Source organism: Bradyrhizobium sp. CB1015, from assembly GCF_025200925.1.
Classification (GTDB): Bacteria; Pseudomonadota; Alphaproteobacteria; order Rhizobiales; family Xanthobacteraceae; genus Bradyrhizobium.
Window position 1 is genome coordinate 3,845,011 of the sequence record NZ_CP104174.1, and the last position, 16,516, is coordinate 3,861,526.

The 16,516-nt window shown below is 66.3% G+C and carries 15 protein-coding genes; 11 read left to right on the plus strand and 4 right to left on the minus strand.

The features are described from left to right. Nucleotides 1-13 precede the first annotated feature (13 nt). Nucleotides 14-247, minus strand: a complete 234-nt coding sequence (locus tag N2604_RS17555) for a DUF3606 domain-containing protein (RefSeq protein WP_260375865.1) — start codon at nt 245-247, stop codon at nt 14-16. 175 nt (nt 248-422) lie between these two features. Between N2604_RS17555 and treZ the strand changes: the two genes are divergently transcribed. Then, nucleotides 423-2,252 carry a malto-oligosyltrehalose trehalohydrolase gene (gene treZ, locus N2604_RS17560; RefSeq protein ID WP_260375866.1) on the plus strand — a complete coding sequence of 610 codons (1,830 nt, stop codon included), beginning with the start codon at nt 423-425 and terminating at the stop codon, nt 2,250-2,252. A gap of 20 nt (nt 2,253-2,272) precedes the next feature. On the opposite strand, the gene N2604_RS17565 is transcribed toward treZ, so the two are convergent. Both N2604_RS17565 and N2604_RS17570 read right to left on the minus strand, forming a co-directional pair. After that, the gene (locus N2604_RS17565) at nt 2,273-3,691 is read right to left on the minus strand and encodes a cytosine permease (RefSeq protein WP_260375867.1); all 1,419 of its coding nucleotides are present in this window, start codon (nt 3,689-3,691) and stop codon (nt 2,273-2,275) included. A 265-nt stretch (nt 3,692-3,956) separates the two neighbouring features. Beyond that, nucleotides 3,957-4,451 (minus strand): MarR family winged helix-turn-helix transcriptional regulator, encoded by a 495-nt coding sequence (locus N2604_RS17570; RefSeq protein WP_260375869.1) that lies wholly within the window; start codon nt 4,449-4,451, stop codon nt 3,957-3,959. Nucleotides 4,452-4,612: 161 nt separating this feature from the next. Here N2604_RS17570 and N2604_RS17575 point away from each other — a divergent pair, with 161 nt between their 5' ends. The 10 genes from N2604_RS17575 (at nt 4,613) to N2604_RS17620 (ending at nt 15,511) form a co-directional block, all read left to right on the plus strand. Beyond that, on the plus strand, nt 4,613-5,890 hold the full coding sequence (locus N2604_RS17575) for an amidohydrolase/deacetylase family metallohydrolase (RefSeq protein ID WP_260375870.1): 1,278 nt from the start codon (nt 4,613-4,615) through the stop codon (nt 5,888-5,890). A 9-nt stretch (nt 5,891-5,899) separates the two neighbouring features. Next, nucleotides 5,900-8,293: a xanthine dehydrogenase family protein molybdopterin-binding subunit gene (locus N2604_RS17580; protein ID WP_260375871.1), complete on the plus strand. Its 2,394-nt coding sequence runs from the start codon at nt 5,900-5,902 to the stop codon at nt 8,291-8,293. After that, nucleotides 8,290-9,126, plus strand: a complete 837-nt coding sequence (locus N2604_RS17585) for a xanthine dehydrogenase family protein subunit M (protein WP_260375873.1) — start codon at nt 8,290-8,292, stop codon at nt 9,124-9,126. Before N2604_RS17580 ends, N2604_RS17585 begins: the two co-directional genes overlap by 4 nt. Beyond that, entirely contained in the window at nt 9,123-10,319 is a 1,197-nt protein-coding gene (locus tag N2604_RS17590) for a 2Fe-2S iron-sulfur cluster-binding protein (RefSeq protein ID WP_260375875.1), read from the plus strand. The genes N2604_RS17585 and N2604_RS17590 overlap by 4 nt, the downstream gene beginning before the upstream one ends. Before the next feature lie 76 nt (nt 10,320-10,395). Then, the gene (locus N2604_RS17595) at nt 10,396-11,550 is read left to right on the plus strand and encodes an ABC transporter substrate-binding protein (protein ID WP_260375877.1); all 1,155 of its coding nucleotides are present in this window, start codon (nt 10,396-10,398) and stop codon (nt 11,548-11,550) included. A gap of 244 nt (nt 11,551-11,794) precedes the next feature. After that, nucleotides 11,795-12,667 carry a branched-chain amino acid ABC transporter permease gene (locus N2604_RS17600; RefSeq protein WP_260375878.1) on the plus strand — a complete coding sequence of 291 codons (873 nt, stop codon included), beginning with the start codon at nt 11,795-11,797 and terminating at the stop codon, nt 12,665-12,667. Next, entirely contained in the window at nt 12,664-13,707 is a 1,044-nt protein-coding gene (locus N2604_RS17605) for a branched-chain amino acid ABC transporter permease (protein ID WP_260375879.1), read from the plus strand. Before N2604_RS17600 ends, N2604_RS17605 begins: the two co-directional genes overlap by 4 nt. Next, complete coding sequence (locus N2604_RS17610) at nt 13,707-14,489, plus strand: ABC transporter ATP-binding protein (protein ID WP_260375880.1); 783 nt, start codon at nt 13,707-13,709, stop codon at nt 14,487-14,489. The genes N2604_RS17605 and N2604_RS17610 overlap by 1 nt, the downstream gene beginning before the upstream one ends. Beyond that, a complete protein-coding gene (locus N2604_RS17615; RefSeq protein WP_197961093.1) occupies nt 14,482-15,186 on the plus strand; it encodes an ABC transporter ATP-binding protein in 705 nt (234 codons plus the stop codon). The genes N2604_RS17610 and N2604_RS17615 overlap by 8 nt, the downstream gene beginning before the upstream one ends. Next, on the plus strand, nt 15,179-15,511 hold the full coding sequence (locus tag N2604_RS17620) for a Rieske (2Fe-2S) protein (RefSeq protein ID WP_409241719.1): 333 nt from the start codon (nt 15,179-15,181) through the stop codon (nt 15,509-15,511). Before N2604_RS17615 ends, N2604_RS17620 begins: the two co-directional genes overlap by 8 nt. A 124-nt stretch (nt 15,512-15,635) precedes the next feature. Here N2604_RS17620 and N2604_RS17625 read toward each other — a convergent pair whose 3' ends face one another. Then, complete coding sequence (locus tag N2604_RS17625; RefSeq protein WP_260375882.1) at nt 15,636-16,496, minus strand: alpha/beta hydrolase; 861 nt, start codon at nt 16,494-16,496, stop codon at nt 15,636-15,638. Between the last annotated feature and the right edge of the window lie 20 nt (nt 16,497-16,516).

A 16,516-nucleotide genomic window follows, 5' to 3' on the forward strand; every position in this document is an offset into this window, starting at 1 on the left:
CCCGAATTGCCTGTCAGGATATCGGCGCAGTCGCGGCAATGGGCTCTACGCCGGCCGGCTTGGACGGCGCGTTGGCTTTCTGCAGAGCCGCCTCCTTGCTGATGGCCGGAATGGAGTTGCCGATGCGCCCGACGATCGCGATCAGCTCGGCGTCCGACAGTCCGAGCCGTTTCTTGACGAGGCGCACCTGGATGCGGTCGGTCAGGTCGAGCTTGTTACGGATCGGTTGCGGCTTCGGGCGGCGCATGGCGACAGCTCCTGTCTGGAACGGTAACAGTCGCGCTGCTGATTCCGTTCCCCTCGCGCTGCAAATGTCCGGCCTCGGGCCGTGGAGGAACGAACGCACACGGCTCCGCTTTGTCGCCCCGACGCGCGCAATCTTGAAGCGTGCCGAGGCGGGCATGCGGGGAAAGGCGACGGGCTTGAATCAAAGACTGGGAAAGGCCGAGCAAAGTCGGCGCCATGGTCCCCAGATCGTCGATCATGGGGTCTCGTTCAACTTGTGGGCGCCGACGGCGCGGTCGGTCGAGCTGCTCGAAAGCGGCCAGCCGCCACGCAGGATGCCGCGCGATGCGGACGGCTGGTGTCAGCTGCTCAGCCGGACCGCGCGCGCCGGCACGCGCTATCAGTTCAGGATCAACGACGATCTCGTCGTGCCCGATCCCGCCTCGTGCTTCCAGCCGGACGACGTCGGCGCGCCGAGCGAGGTGGTCGATACGGCCGCGTTGAGGGACCCGGTGCTCTATCCGGGCCGTCCCTGGGCGGAAGCCGTGATCTATGAGCTGCATGTCGGCACGTTCAGCGAGGAGGGGACCTATGCCGGCGTCGAGAAGAAGTTGCCCTATCTTCGCGATCTCGGGGTCACAGCCATCGAGCTGATGCCGCTCAACGACGTCCCCGGCCGGCACAATTGGGGCTATGACGGCGTGCTCCTGAACGCGCCGAATGCCCGCTACGGCCGGCCGGAGGATCTCAAGCGGCTGCTGCGCGCCGCGCATGCCCTCGACATCATGGTCTATCTCGACGTCGTCTATAACCATTTCGGGCCGCAGCTGAACTATCTGCATCTCTATGCGGAGAACTTCTTCAGCCCGCGCCACGCCACGGGGTGGGGGCCCGCTGTCAACCTGGAAGGAACCGACGGCGAATTCGTGCGCGGGTTTCTGATCGAGAATGCCCTGATGTGGCTGCGCGACTATGGGGTCGACGGCCTGCGGTTCGACGCCGTTCATGCGCTGAAGGACGATTCGAAGCGTCATTTCCTGGTCGAGCTCGCCGAGGCCCTGCGCAGTCAGCTGGCGGGTCGGCGCGTCCATCTGATGCTGGAGAACGAGGCCAATCAGGCGCACCTGCTCGCGCGTTCGCAGGGACGAGCGACGTACTACGACGCGCAATGGGGCGACGATTTCCACAACGCGCTCCACGTCCTGCTCACGGGCGAGGACGAAGGTTATTACCGGGCGTTTGCAGACAAGCCGCTCGAACATCTCGCGCGATCCCTGACCGAGGGCTTTGCCTATCAGGGCGAGGTGTTTCCCCTGCACGAGGCGCCGCGCGGCGAGCCGAGTGCTCATCTGCCGCCGGAAGCGACCATCTTCTTCGCCCAGAACCACGACCAGGTCGGCAACCGCGCCTTTGGGGAACGGCTGTCGCGGCTGGTCGGCCCGGACAAGCTGGAGCTGGCCCTCGCACTGGTTCTGCTCAGCCCGCATATTCCGATCCTGTTCATGGGCGAGGAAGCGGCCGCCGAAACGCCCTTCCTGTTCTTCGCCGACTGGACGGGCGAAGCTGCCGAACTGACACGGGAGGGGCGCCGCAAGGAGTTTTCGCACTTCAAGGCGTTCGCGACGCCCGAAACGCGCGCCGTGATCCCCGACCCGTGCGACGAAAGAACCTTCCTCGCCTCCAAGCTGGACTGGACCAGCATCGACCAGTCGCCTTCCGGCACAAGGTTCCGGGCGCTGACGGCGCACTTATTGACGATCCGGCACGAGAAGATCGTGCCGCTGATCAAACGTGGGTTCGTTTCGGCGCAGCGACAGCTACTGGGCACCGATCCCCGCATGGGCGGCGTGGATGTGCGCTGGCAGACGGAGCAGGGCGACGTTCTGCAGATCGTCGCCAATTTCGCCGATCACGAACTCCCGATGCCCTCGCTGGTCGATGGCGAGAGCCTGTGGCGAATGCACCCTCATGTCGCCGGAGGACTTGGGCCCGGCGACATCATCGTGAGGCTTGGCCGCAACCGCTGACGAGAGACGAGGTCCGTGGGCTACCCGCCGGCACGGCTCGCGACCGCCGGCGTGGGTGAGGTCGCGAACTTGCCGAGCCCGAGGTAGACGAGGCCCGCCACGCCGATCCCGAACAACCAGCTCAGATCGGCACCGCCGAGCAGATTGATCGAGATCGGTCCCTGCAGTGCGCCGACGAGACCGTCCTCCACCAGCCAGCCGGCAACGAGGCCGGCGAAGAACGCGATCATGCCGGCCCAGTTGATGTCGCCATAGGCGCTGCTCTCCGGCGAGCGATAGAGCTCGGCCACCTCGATCGTGCCCTTGCGCTTGATGAAGAAGTCGGCGAGCACCACGCCGGCCCACGGGCTCATCCACAACAGCAGGCTGATCATCCAATTGTCGAACGCCTTCGCAAACGACGGCGCGAAGATGAAGTAGAGGGTGACCAGATAGCCGGCGACGCCGACGATGATTGTGAGCCAGAAGCGCGAGAGTTTCAGCCCCGCGCTCAGCGCCGCCAAGGTCGCCGAATAGACGTTGAGGATGTTGGTGGCGATCGGGCCGTGCAGCACCATCAAGAGCACGAGGATGCTGACCGGGCCGCCGAACACCGCGCTCACCATCTTGGCAGGATCGGTGTCCAGCGTCGTCGAGGCGATGGTCGCGCCGAGGATGCCGAGCCAGACCGTCGGCACGAACATGCCGACATAGCTGTACCAGAACACGGCTTTCGACGGCGTCGAGCGCGGCACGAAGCGCGAATAGTCGGAGGCCCAGGTGACCCAGGAAATCCCCCAGCCGACGCCGATCGCGGTCATCAGCAGCGTCAGCATCGCCAGATGCGCGCCGGGCGGCAGCGAGGTGGTCAGGCTCCAGTTGACGACGCCGGGCCGCGTCCAGGCCAGCACGCTCATCAGCACCATGATGGCGATGGTCGGCGGCACCGTGTATTTCTCGAAGGTGCGGATGGCGTAGAAGCCGTAGACGCCGATCAGCACCTGCACCGCCATCACCAGCGTGATGACGATCATCTCGACCAGCCAGGTGTCGGGCACGCCGAACTGGCCGAGGATGCCCATTGACACCTTGACCGGGAAGTAGGTGTTCACGCCGATCCAGCCCAGCGTCATCAGGAACATCAGGATGCTCGGCAGGTAGGCGCCGCGGACTCCGAAGGCGGACCGGCTCAGTACCATCTGGTTGACGCCGGTCTTGTGCCCCATCACCGTGAAGGTCGCGAAGATCGCGCAGCCCACGATGTTGCCGAGCACGATGACCGCGATCGTCTCCATCAGGCCGAGCTTGAGGATGATGCCGAGCGCGCCGAGCGCCCAGTTCACCGGCGCGATGTTGGCGCCGGCCCAGATCCACATCTGCTGCGGCCCGGTGGAGTCCCGGTCCGCATCGGGAATTGGCTCGATGCTGTGAATATCAGCGCGAAGTTCGGTATCCGTCATGAGATCCCCCAATACGAAGCACGCTTCGCATCATTGCAGCATAAATCGTGCCATGGGTTGCGGCGCTGCCGGGCAGGGCGCGTTCGGATGCCGGATGCAGCGAGGCTCGCCTCGAATGCGACTGCGTTTTCAAGCGCGGCCTTGCTGACGCGCCGGCGTGCCGCCGCACACCGGACCTGCCCCCTGATAGTGGCGATCGATGCACCGCCGGGCAGCGGTACGATGATAAATTGAGCAGCCCAACTCAAAAGCGCAGCACGCGCCTCTAATCGAATAGGGCAGCGGCGCTGTCGCGACTGGGATTGCCGGCGACGATGCGCTGCATCATCTCGATGAAGAGCGCCTGTTCGCGCTGGCTCAAATCGCCGAGCGTTGCGCGATGCGCCCGCCGTGCTGCGCCCTCGATTCTAACCAGCAGCGCGGCGCCGGCGGGCGTCAGGCGGCACAATCGCGCGCGCCGATCGTCCTTGTTCACCGCACGCTCGACCAGGTTCCGCGCGGCGAGCCGCTTCAATGCGCCGGTGGTCGTGGTGCGATCGAGCGCGATATCGGCCGCCAAAGTGGTCTGATCGGCGGTTTCGCGCACCGCCAGCGCCGAGAGCAGGCTGTATTGCAGCGGCGTGACCTCGAATTCGCCGCAGGCTTCCTGAAACAGCGCGACGTGAATCTGGTGCAGCCGGCGGATCAGATAGCCGGGCCGTTCCGACAATGGCCAGGGGCGGTGCTTGCCCCCGCTGCGACTTTTCCTGGCTTGCCGCAATGCACGCTCTCCCAACCCCAGACCCCTTCGCGCTTAGCTCGATTCGAACGCGCTCGCCACCACAGGATCATGGCACGAAGCTTGCTTTTATCCAAATGCGAAGCATGCTTCGTAATTCGAGAGCGGGGCAACCGCCTGCGCGAGAGCCTAAGGAGAGCGCCATGTCCGTCACTGCCAGCTTCGATCTTTTGCTGCGAGGTGGCCGCGTGATCTGTCCGGCCTCCGGCGTCGATGGCCTCAAGGACGTCGCCATCCGCAATGGCAAGATCGCGGCGGTCGCATCCGACATTCTGCCGACCAGCGCGAAGGAGGTCGTCGATGTCAGCGGCAAGCTCGTGCTGCCCGGACTGATCGACACCCACGCCCATGTCTATCAATATGTCTCCGGCCGTTTCGGCATGAACCCCGACATGGTCGGCGTACAGTCCGGCGTGACGACGCTGGTCGATCAGGGCGGTCCGTCCTGCATGACGCTGCCGGGCTTCCGCCATTTCATCGCGGAAGCTTCGGCCTCGCGCGTCTATGCGTTTATCTCCGCCTATCTCGTCGGCGGCCTCGAGGGCCATTTCTATCCGCAGCTCTACAGCCCTGACGGCGTCGACATCGATGCGACCGTCAAGGCGGCAACCGCCAATCTCGATCTCGTGCGCGGCATCAAGGCTCACGCGGAAATCGGCGGCTTCGCGCGCTGGGGCATTCGCGTCATCGAGATGGCGGCCGAGATCGGCAAGCGCGCCGACCTGCCGGTCTATGTGCATTTCGGCCAGCTCTGGGGCCTGCCGGAGAGCGGCGCCAATGGCGAGGACGCCGACACCATCCTCACCCGCGTGATCCCGCTCTTGCGCGAGGGCGACATCCTCGCTCATCCCTTCACGCGCCATCCCGGCGGCTTCGTCAATCGTGAGGGCGAGGTGCATCCGGTGATCCAGGCCGCGCTCGACCGCGGCCTCAAGGTCGACGTCGGCCACGGCAGCCACTTCTCCTATCGGCTCGCGAAGAAGGCGATCGCCGCCGGCATCATTCCGACCACGCTCGGCGCCGACATCCACGGCTACAACACCCATGTGCCCGCGCCGGCCGGGACGCCCGACCAGCACGAGGACGACGAGAACCATCCCTTCGCCGGCCAGGCCAAGTTCAGCCTGGTCCAGGCGATGAGCTCGATGATGGCGCTCGGCCTGTCGCTGGAGCAGGTGGTGCCGATGGTCACCTCCAATCCCGCGAAAATGCTCGGCCGTAGCGAGGAGATCGGCGCGCTCAAGGTCGGCATGGATGCCGACGTCTCCGTGCTCACGGAACAGAATGGCCGCTTCGTGCTCAAGGACAACGAGAAGAACGAGGTGATTGCCGAGCGCCTGCTGCAGCCGGCCTTCTGCCTGCGCGCCGGCACCCGCTTCGACGCGGTCGCGCCGATTCTGCCGCAGGCCGTCGCGGCATAAGGCCGGGCGGTGAAGGAGAACGCCGAGTTGCGCAACGAGCGAGAATTTCGATCGGGTAAGACGGGGCAGGGCGTTGGCGCGCGGCTGCCGCGCAAGGAAGACGATCGCCTGATGCGCGGCCGCGGCCAATACGTCGGCGACGTCAGGCTCGCCGGTCTTCAGGACGTTGCCTTCGTGCGCAGCCCGCTGGCGCATGCGCGCATCCGCGGCATCCACGTGCCCGAACGTTATCGCGGCAATGTCTTCACGTCGGCCGATCTCGTCGGCATCAAGCCGATCCGCGCGGTGTCGGGGCTGCCGGGCTTCAAGATCTCCGAGCAGCCGGTGCTGGCGACCGGCAAGGTGCGCCAGGTCGGCGAGCTCGTCGCGATGTGCCTCGCGCCGACGCGGGCCGAGGCCGAGGACATCGCGGCCTCCGTGACGCTCGATCTGGAGGAGCTGCCTGCGATCCATGACATGCTGAAGGCGCGCGAGCCCGGCTCGGCGCTGGTGCACGAGCATTGGGGCGACAACGTCTTCCTGGAGACCAATTACGAGGTCGACATCTCCGCAGCGGTCGACGCGCCGATCAAGGTGACGCGCGAGATCTCGACGGCGCGGCAATGCATGTCGCCGCTGGAAGGCCGCGGCGTGGTCGCGACCTTCGACAGGAGGCTCGACCAGCTCACGCTGCATTCGGCGGCGCAGATGCCGCACATCACCCGCAGCGGCCTTGCCGAGTGCCTCGGCATGGAGGAGGGGCAGATCCGCGTGATCTCGCCCGATGTCGGCGGCGGTTTCGGTCACAAGGGTATTTTGTTGCCCGAAGAGGTCTGCCTGTCCTGGCTGACCATGCGCTGCGGCCATCCGGTGCGCTGGCTCGAAGACCGCCGCGAGCACCTCGTCGCCAGCTCCAATTGCCGCGAGCACCATTACAGGATCACGGTCTACGCTGACCGCGACGGCACGCTGCGTGGAATCGACTGCGAGGCAACCGTCGATTCCGGCGCCTACTCGTCCTATCCGTTCTCGGCCTGCTTGGAGGCCGCGCAGGTCGCCAGCATCCTGCCCGGCCCCTACAAGATGCCGGCCTATCGCTGCCGCACCTTCTCGGTCGCGACCAACAAATGCCCGATCCTGCCCTATCGCGGCGTCGCGCGCACCGGCGTCTGCTTTGCGCTGGAATTGATGCTCGACCTCGTCGCGGCCGAAGCCGGGCTCGAGCCCGGCGAGGTGCGGCTGCGCAATCTGGTGCGCCCCGAGCAGATGCCGTTCGACAACATCACCAGGAAGCATTTCGACAGCGGCGATTATCCGGAAGCGATGCGCCGCGCGCTCGCCGCCATCGACGTCGACGCCATCCGCGCCAGGCAAAAGCACGGCGAGGCCGACGGCCGTCGCCTCGGCGTCGGCGTCTCCATCTATTGCGAGCAGGCCGCACACGGCACCTCGGTCTATTCCGGCTGGGGTATCCCGATGGTACCGGGACATGAGCAGGCCTCGGCCCGGATGACGCCGGACGGCGGCCTCGAACTCCGGGTCGGCGTGCATTCGCACGGGCAGGGCATGGAGACCACGCTCGCCCAGGTTGCGCATGAAATCCTCGGCGTGGATGTCGCAAACATCCGCATCGTCCTCGGCGACACCGCGATGACGCCGTATTCGACCGGAACCTGGGGCTCGCGCTCGATGGTGATGGCGGGCGGTGCGGTCGCGACCGCCTGCCGCGAGCTAGGCGAACGTGCGCGCCGCATCGGCGCGAAACTCCTACAGCACGACCCGGCCGCCGTGGTGTTGCAGAATGGCGAGGTGCGCGGCGTCAACGGCAGCGTCAGCCTGAAGGCGATCGCCCACACCTGGTACCGCCGCCCGCAGGATTTGCCGCCAGACGTCGATCCCGGCGGACTCGAGGTGACGCAAGGCTACAAGCCCGTGCGCGACAGCGGCACCTTCAGCTACGCCGCGCATGCAGCCGTCGTCGCGGTCGATCCTGACGTCGGCGAGGTCAAGATCCTCGACTACGTGATCGTCGAGGACGGCGGCGTGCTGGTCAATCCGCTCGTCGTCGACGGGCAGATCTATGGCGGCCTCGCGCAAGGCATCGGCACCGCGCTGTACGAGGAAATGCCGTTCGACGCTTCCGGCCAGCCGCTGGCGACGACGCTCGCGGATTACCTGCTGCCCGGCGCGACCGAGGTCCCGGCCGCGCGCCTCGACCACATGGAGACGCCGTCGCCCTATACGCAATTCGGGGTCAAAGGCATCGGCGAGGGCGGAGCCATCGCACCGCCCGCCGCGATCGCCAATGCCGTCAACGACGCGCTGCGGCCGCTCGGCGTCGAGCTGATGCAGTCGCCGATCACGCCGCATCGCATCGTTGCGGCGGTGCTGGCCGCGCGTGCGGCTGAGAGGAGCGCGGCATGAAACCGGCGCCCTTTGCCTACGAGCGCCCGCGCGACCTCGATTCGGCTCTCTCGATGCTGGCTGCAAGCAATGGATCGGCGAAGATCATCGCCGGCGGCCAGTCGCTCGGGCCGATGCTCAATCTGCGGCTGGTGCAGCCGGAGCTGATTATCGATATCTCCGGTCTCGCCGAGCTCAAACGCGCAGAGGTCTCCGGCGACGAGCTGGTGCTCGGCGCCCTCGTCACCCATGCTGATATCGAGGACGGGCGCACGGCTGACGTGACCCGCGGGGCCATGAGGGCCGTCGCCGCCAATATTGCGTACCGCGCCGTGCGCAACCGCGGCACGATCGGCGGCTCGCTCAGCCATGCCGATCCCGCCGCGGACTGGATTTCGGCGCTGGCGGCCCTGGGCGCGCGCGTGACGCTGCGCAGTCTTGCCGGTGCGCGCTCGATGGTCGTCGAAGCGTTTGTGGTCGGTGCGCTGGAATCTGCGCTTCATATTGGCGAGATTGTCGAGGCGGTCCATGTGCCGGCACGATCGGCGTCGGCGCATTGGGGTTATGCCAAGAGCTGCCGCAAGACCGGCGAATTCGCCGATGCGATCGGTGCAATATTGGTCGACCCCACCGTCGCTTCGGCGCGTGTCGTGATCGGCGCAATCGATACCGCGCCCATCGTCTTGACTGATGCCGCAGAGCTGTTCGGCGGCCGGATCGCCGCCGACTACAAGCAGCGTTTCGATGTCCGTGCCGCCGATGCCGTTCTCGCAAGCGCGGGCATCGACGATGCCGCGCAGCGCCACATCCACGTCAGCGTGCTGAAGCGCGCCGTTCTGGAGGCCGCGGCATGACCACGATCGCGCTTCAGGTCAATCGCCGCGCGGTGGAGCTGCCGGCCGAGCCGCGCACGAGCCTGGCCGATTTCGTCCGCGACAAGCTCGATCTCACCGGCACGCATCTCGGCTGCGAGCACGGCGTCTGCGGCGCCTGCACCGTGCTGCTCGACGGCGTGCCGGCGCGCTCCTGCATCACCTATGCGGCGGCCTGCGACGGCGCCGACGTCACCACCATCGAAGGCCTCGACGAGGACGAGATCACCACCGAGCTGCGCGCCGCCTTCACCCGCGAGCACGCGCTGCAATGCGGCTATTGCACGCCGGGCATGCTGGTCTCGGCGCGCGACCTGGTGCTGCGTCTGCCCGACGCCGACGAGCGCCAGATTCGCATCGGTCTCAGCGGCAATCTCTGCCGCTGCACCGGCTATGTCGGCATCGTGCGCGCGGTGCAGTCCGTGATTGAAGCGAGGCGCGCGCGCAACATCGCGCCGGTGGCGGATGGCGGCCGGACCGGGCTCGGCCCCGTCGGGTCGGGACGCGCCGCGTCCGGTCGCAGCGAGCCGCGGCCTGCGCAACAAGCGCTGGCTGCGGCCTCAGAGAATATCGCAGCCGGCAGTATCCCCGACTTCACGCCGGCGACCGTGCTCGACCAGCGCTTTACGCTGCCGCATCCGCCGGCAAAGGTGTTCGCGCTGTTCGACGACATCGTAGGCATCGCATCCTGCCTCCCTGGCGTATCGCTGACGTCGCCGCCAAAACCGGAGCGCGTCGAAGGATTGATCCGAGTCAGGCTCGGGCCGATCGCCGCCGCCTTTGAGGGCGCCGCGCGTGTCGAGCGGGATCCCGCGACACTCTCGGGGCGCATCGTCGGCATCGGCACCGACCAGCGCAGCCATTCGGCGACGCAGGGCGAGATCCGTTACCGCCTGCTGCCGCTGGATGGTGGCGCCGCGACCGCGGTCGAATTGTCGATCGGCTACGCGCTCACGGGAATGCTGGCCCAGGTCGGCCGTCCCGGTCTCGTGCGAGACCTCGCCCGGCGCCTGGTAGCGGACTTCGCCGCCAATCTCGATCGCCACATGTCCGGGGCCTCCTCGGGGCAGGTAGCTCCGGCGGAGCTCAGCTTCTGGTCGATTGCATCGGACGTCTTGCGAGCCCGGCTCGCGCGACTATTTCACCGCGCCTTCGGAAGAGATGGCGCGGAATGATCGGCGCGCCGGCGCCGCGGAATGACGAAGCCTGGAACTGACTAGACATCAACAGCGTGGGATTTGGAGAGACAGCATGACACGAACACTCGGACTGGTTCCGGCCATCGCGCTGGCGACGGCCTTGTTTGGCGGCGCAGCGGGGGCGCAGACCATCAAGATCGGCGTCAACGAGCCGCTCACCGGCGCTTTCGCGGCGTCCGGCACCTACGTCGTCAACGGTGCCAAGATCGCCGCCGACGAGATCAACGCCAAGGGCGGCGTGCTCGGCAAGAAGATCGAGCTCGTGATCGAGGACAACAAGAGCAACCCGACGGAGGCCGCCGCCGTCGCCGAGAAGCTCATCACCAGCGACAAGGTGCCGGTCCTGATGGGTGCCTGGGGCTCGAGCCTGACGCTCGCGGTGATGCCCAAGCTGATGGAATACGAGACGCCGATGGTGGTGGAGACCTCGTCCTCCGGCAAGATCACGACGACGGGCAATCCCTTCATCTTCCGCATCTCGCCGCCCTCGGCGGTCGAGGCGGCCGCGTTCAAGGGCATCGTCGACAAGCTCGCGCTCAAGAAGGTCGACTTCCTCGTCATCAACAACGACTGGGGCCGCGGCACCGCCGAGGACTTCAGCAAGATGATGAAGGACAAGGGCATCAGCATCGGTCTGGTCGAGACCATGGATCAGGGCGCGCAGGACATGAGCGCGCAGCTCTCCAAGATCAAGAGCTCGGATTCCGAGACGGTGATCGTCACCACCGCCGTCGATCAGCTGACCCTGATCTTCAAGCAGGCCGCGGCATTGGGCCTGAAGAAGCGCATCATCACCACCGGCGGCTCGCAGAACCCGGACCAGATCATCGCGCAAGCCGGCGCTGCCGCCAACGGCACCATGCATCTGACCACCTTCCTGCCCTGGTTCCCGGACAAGACGCCGAATCCGGAAGCCACCAACTATTTCATCGCGGAATGGAAGAAGCGCGGCTTCGAGTTCGCGGGCTGCACCGAGAGTTTTCGCGGCTATGACGGCATCCGCACCGTGGCCGCCGCGATCGAGAAGGCCGGCAAGGCCGAGCCCGCCGCGATCAAGGCGGCGCTCTGGAACATCAACATCAAGGGGCTGAACGGCGACATCGTGTTCCGCAAGTCGGGCCCCGAGGGCAAGGAGAGCGGTCAGAGCCAGCCGAACGTCTATCTCATCGAGATCAACGACGGCAAGGTCGAGATGAAGACGCTTTAAAGCGCGATGAGATTAGGTTCGATGCAGCAACGAAGGAGGCGCGCTCCCTCGCCCGCTTGCGGGAGAGGGCTGGGGAGAGGGTGTCTCCGCAGCGGGACAATCCCCAAGAGGTGAAAGCCCTCACCCGCGCCGAGCCTGTGGCAATCGATCCGACCTAAAGCCCTTCCGCTTTAGCATGAGTCAATCCCCGGCGAGGGCGGCACGTTGCGGCCCTCGCCGGCACCCAGAACATCTAGGAACGGCCTTGAGCGAATTCCTCCAGCATCTGATCAACATGCTCGTGCTCGGCGGCACCTATGCGCTGCTGGGCATCGGGCTGACCTTGATCTTCGGCATCATGAACGTCGTGAACTTCACGCATGGCGTGCTCTACACGTTCGGCGCCTACGTCATGTTCATCGTGGTGCAGCAGCTCGGGCTGAATTTCTTTCTCGCGCTGCCCGTGGCCGTGCTGGCCGGATGGCTGCTGGGTGCGGCCATCGAATTGACCTTGCTGCGTCCGCTGCGCGGCTCCGACATCGACACCACCATGCTGGTGATGATCGGCGCCTGGATCGCAATGCAGTCGGGCACGCTGTGGATCTGGGGCGGCGTCGCCAAATCGGTGGCGACGCCATTCCCGGAAGCGCCGCTGGTGCTCGGGCCGGTCTCCGTTTCATGGCTGCGCCTGTTCGTCCTGGCCGCCGCGGCCATGTTGATCCTGGTGACGTATCTGCTCATCAACAAGACCAGCCTCGGCCGCGCGATGCGGGCGACCTTCCAGGATCACGACACGGCGTCCCTGATGGGCGTCAATGTCGACATGATCTACACCTCGACCTTCGCGATCGGCTCCAGCCTCGCCGCCGCCGCGGGCGCTCTGCTCGGGCCGGTCTACGTGATCTTCCCGCAGATGGGCGATCTCGCCGCCGTCAAGGCCTTCGCCATCGTCATCCTCGGCGGCCTCGGCAACATCACGGGCGCGGTGATCGGCGGCTTCATCCTGGCGCTGGCAGAGGAGCTCGGCGCCGGCTACGTCTCGTCAGGCTACCGCGACGCCATGGGCTTTCTCATCATCATCGCCGTGCTGATCTTCCGGCCGACGGGCCTGTTCGCGCGTGCGGAGCGCGTCGGATGAGGACAATCGTCACCATTCTCGCCGTCGCGGCGCTTGCCTCGGTGCCGCTCTGGCTGCGCGATCCCTATCTGCTCAACGCGCTGATTACGACCGGCATCTTCGTCATCGGGGCGATGAGCCTCAATCTGCTGCTCGGCTTCACCGGCCAGCTCAGCCTCGGCCATATCGCCTTTTTCGGCATCGGCGCCTATGTCAGTGCACTGACATCGCTCGGCTTCGACATCGGCCTGCCCGGGGGTTTTCGTCTTGTCCATGCACCCTGGCCGCCGATCATAGGCTTCGTGCTGGCGATCCTGGTCGCGGGATTGTGCGGCTATTTCGTCGGTCTGCTGTCGTTCCGCGTCCGCGGCGCCTATTTCGTCATTGTGACGATCTCCTTTGCCGAGGTGGTCCGGCTGGTCGCGCTGAACTGGGTCGAGCTGACGCAGGGCCCGCTGGCGCTGACCAACATTCCCTCCATCGCGTTGCCCTTGCCCGGTTTTGGCGAGCTGACGCTGCGCACGAAATTCCACAATTACTATCTCGTCCTGGTCGTCGCGCTCACCGCCTATCTCCTGATCGCGCGCCTCGTTCATTCCCATTTCGGCCGCGCCATGCGTGGCCTGATGGAGAACGAAACGCTCGCGGTCTCCGTCGGCATCGACGTGACCAGGACGCTGACGATTGCCGCGGTGATCTCCGCCGCGATCGCGGGTGGGGCCGGCAGCCTCTATGCGCACTACATCCGGATCATCGATCCCGAAGTCTTCGCCTTCATCAACACCGTCACCATGGTGATCATGGTCATCACCGGCGGCAAGGGTTCGCTGGCGGGGCCCGTCCTCGGCGGCCTGATCTTCGGCCTGCTGCCGGTGGCGCTGCGGCCGGTGATGGCGCCGGAGGCGCAGTGGATCGCCTATGGCGGCGTGCTGATCGCGATCCTGTTCGTGATGCCGCGCGGTATCGTGCCCTCGCTCGCATTGCGCTTGGCGAAGCGGCGGCGGCCGGCGGGGCCCGCGCCCGTGACCCTCACGGAGACCGCTGCCAAGGAGCCGGCGTGATGACGGCGCGCAGCATTGCCATGACCATCGATCAGGTCGCGGTCCGCTTCGGCGGCCTTGTTGCGATCTCCGACATGAGCTTTGAGGTCGGCGAGGGCGAGATCGTCAGCCTGATCGGGCCGAACGGTGCCGGCAAGACCACCGCCTTCAACGTCATGACCGGCTTCCTGACGCCGAGCGCCGGCCGCGTCACCTATCGCAACACTGCGCTCGCCGGTCTGAAGCCGCACGAGATCGCCGATCTCGGCCTGATCCGCACCTTCCAGCGCACCAGCGTATTCCCGAACGACACCGTCTATGACAACCTCCTGATCGGCCTGCACCGGCAGGGTCGGGTCCGGCTGCTCGACGCCATCCTCGGCCTGCCAGGCGCCCGCGCCTCGGAGCGCCGCTTACGGCAGCGGGCAGGCGAGCTGCTCGAATGGGTCGGGCTCGAACGCCGCGCCCACGATGCGGCGGGCTCGCTTTCCTACGGCGAGCAGCGTCTCGTCGGTGTCGCGCTGGCGCTCGCTGCGGAGCCGTCGATGCTGCTGCTCGACGAGCCGGTCTCCGGCATGAACGCCTCGGAGACCCATCGCTTCGTCGAATTGATCCGTGGCATCCGCGACCGCGGCATCACAATTTTGCTGGTCGAGCACGACATGCCGATGGTGATGACGGTCTCGGATCGCATCGTGGTGCTCAACTATGGCCGCATCATCGCCGAAGGGACGCCGGAGGTGATCCGCAATGATCCCGCGGTGATCGAAGCCTATCTTGGACATGGAGCAGGACGTGCTTGAGATCCGCGATATGGTCTGCGGCTACGGTGGCGTCACCGCGCTGCGCGGCATCTCGCTCGACGTGAAGGCAGGGCAACTGGTCGCCCTGATCGGCGCCAACGGCGCCGGCAAGAGCACGACGCTGCGCGCGATTTCCGGCCTGGTGCCGCCGCGCTCGGGCCAGATGAAGTTCGAGGGCATCGACATCACCGGCGCGAGGCCGCCGCGCGTGTTGGCGAGCGGGATCGCGCATTGCCCGGAAGGGCGGCGCGTCTTTCCGCATATGAGCGTCGAGGAAAATCTCGACATGGGGGCATACCTTCGTCGTGGTTCGGGTGAGATCGCGGCCGACCGCGACCGCATCTACACGGAATTTCCGCGGCTCGCCGAGCGGCGTCGGCAGGCGGCGGGCACGTTGTCGGGCGGCGAGCAGCAGATGCTCGCGATCGGCCGCGCGCTGATGTCGCGGCCGCGGCTGATCATGTTCGACGAGCCCTCGCTTGGGCTTGCCCCCAACATCGTCGAGCGCACCTTTGCGATCATCCGCGGCATTCGCGATGCCGGCACCACGGTGCTGCTGGTAGAGCAGAACGCCTTCGCTGCGCTCGAGATGTGCGACCATGCCTATCTGCTCGAGAACGGCCGCATCGTGCTGTCGGGCGCCGGGACCGAGCTGATCGCGAACGAGCATGTGCGCAAGGCCTATCTCGGTGGGTGACGACGCCGGGTGGATTGCCGTCTGCGATCTCGACCGGCTGAAGGCGAAGGCGATCGTCCGCGTCGCCGGGCGCGACCTGCTCGTGATCTGGAACGGGGGCAACGTCGTCGCCTGCGAACGTGCATGCCCGCACGAACAGGCGGATCTGGCCTTGGGGCAGGTGACGGCCGGGCGCCTGAATTGTCCCCGCCATGCGGCATCATTCGATTTGCGCGACGGCGCGATCAGTGCGGGATGGCCGAGCCGTCCGCTGCGGCTTTATCCGGTGCGGATCATAGGCGAGCGAATCTGGATTGAGGTGCAGGAGCGGCAGCCTGGGCGATGATGACATCATGCCCCTGTTTTGCCCGACGAGTCAAAGCAGCGGCGGCGACTTCGATCGACCCTCAAACAATTCGCCTTTGCAAACAACGACATCGCTACTGTGCATGGGGTTGTTTTCGCGAGTTTCAGTCCAATAGCCGCCGCGCGGCCTCCACTAGGACTCCGTCCGGCCGACGCAGAGCCTCCAGAATGGTGAAATGGTCGGCGCCTTCGACCGCGATGAGCCTGCCCGGCGCTCCCGCCGCCACGCGCCTGTCGAAGAGATTGATCGAATCGCAGACGAGCGCCGGCAGCTCGCTGCTGCCATAGGCGATGTCGAGGCGTTTCCGGGTGACGGGCAGGCGCAGCGGCGACAGCGTGGCGATCTCCTCGTCCGTCAGCTTCAGCGCCTCGTTCAGCCCCGTATCGCGGATCGGCGCGAGATCGTAGACGCCCGAGAGCGCCAGCCCCGCATGGACACGCGGGTGATCCAGCGCCATCGCAGCAAGATGGGCGCCGGCGGACCAGCCCGACAGCACGACCGGCCCGGCAACGCCATAGGACGCGCCATGCGCCGCGAGCCAGTCGAGTGCGCGCGGGATCTCGGCGACGATGTCGGTGAGGGACACCTCGGGCGCCAGCGAATAGCCGGGTATCGCAACCGACCAGCCATGCGCGGCGACGCCTTCGACCAGCATGGCGAACAGCTCGCGCGAATTGCGCTGCCAGTAGCCGCCATGCAGGAACACCAGGCAGGGCGCATCAGGCTGCGCGGCCAGATAGAGGTCGATCTTGTTGTTCGCCCGCTCGCCATAGGGCAGGTCAAGGTGGGACGTCAGCGCGCCCCGCAGCCGGCTTGAGGCTTCGTTGCGCTCGGCGATCAGCGCCGGGCTGTTCTTGACCGCCGCATTGTTGTCATAGGCCGCGCTACGCTCCGCCCGGGAGAGCTCGGACCACCGGTCGCGGGGGTCGAGCGGCCGAATTGTCGAATGCGCGTTCTCAACCATGGGATTCTCCGTTTGCGTCA

Excerpts from the sequence above, each read along its gene's own strand:
- N2604_RS17590 (WP_260375875.1), top strand. The coding sequence starts at position 9,123 with ATGACCACGATCGCGCTTCAGGTCAATCGCCGCGCGGTGGAGCTGCCG.
- N2604_RS17625 (WP_260375882.1), bottom strand. The coding sequence starts at position 16,496 with ATGGTTGAGAACGCGCATTCGACAATTCGGCCGCTCGACCCCCGCGAC.
- N2604_RS17605 (WP_260375879.1), top strand. The coding sequence starts at position 12,664 with ATGAGGACAATCGTCACCATTCTCGCCGTCGCGGCGCTTGCCTCGGTG.
- N2604_RS17565 (WP_260375867.1), bottom strand. The coding sequence starts at position 3,691 with ATGACGGATACCGAACTTCGCGCTGATATTCACAGCATCGAGCCAATT.
- N2604_RS17555 (WP_260375865.1), bottom strand. The coding sequence starts at position 247 with ATGCGCCGCCCGAAGCCGCAACCGATCCGTAACAAGCTCGACCTGACC.
- N2604_RS17585 (WP_260375873.1), top strand. The coding sequence starts at position 8,290 with ATGAAACCGGCGCCCTTTGCCTACGAGCGCCCGCGCGACCTCGATTCG.
- N2604_RS17575 (WP_260375870.1), top strand. The coding sequence starts at position 4,613 with ATGTCCGTCACTGCCAGCTTCGATCTTTTGCTGCGAGGTGGCCGCGTG.
- N2604_RS17610 (WP_260375880.1), top strand. The coding sequence starts at position 13,707 with ATGACGGCGCGCAGCATTGCCATGACCATCGATCAGGTCGCGGTCCGC.
- N2604_RS17595 (WP_260375877.1), top strand. The coding sequence starts at position 10,396 with ATGACACGAACACTCGGACTGGTTCCGGCCATCGCGCTGGCGACGGCC.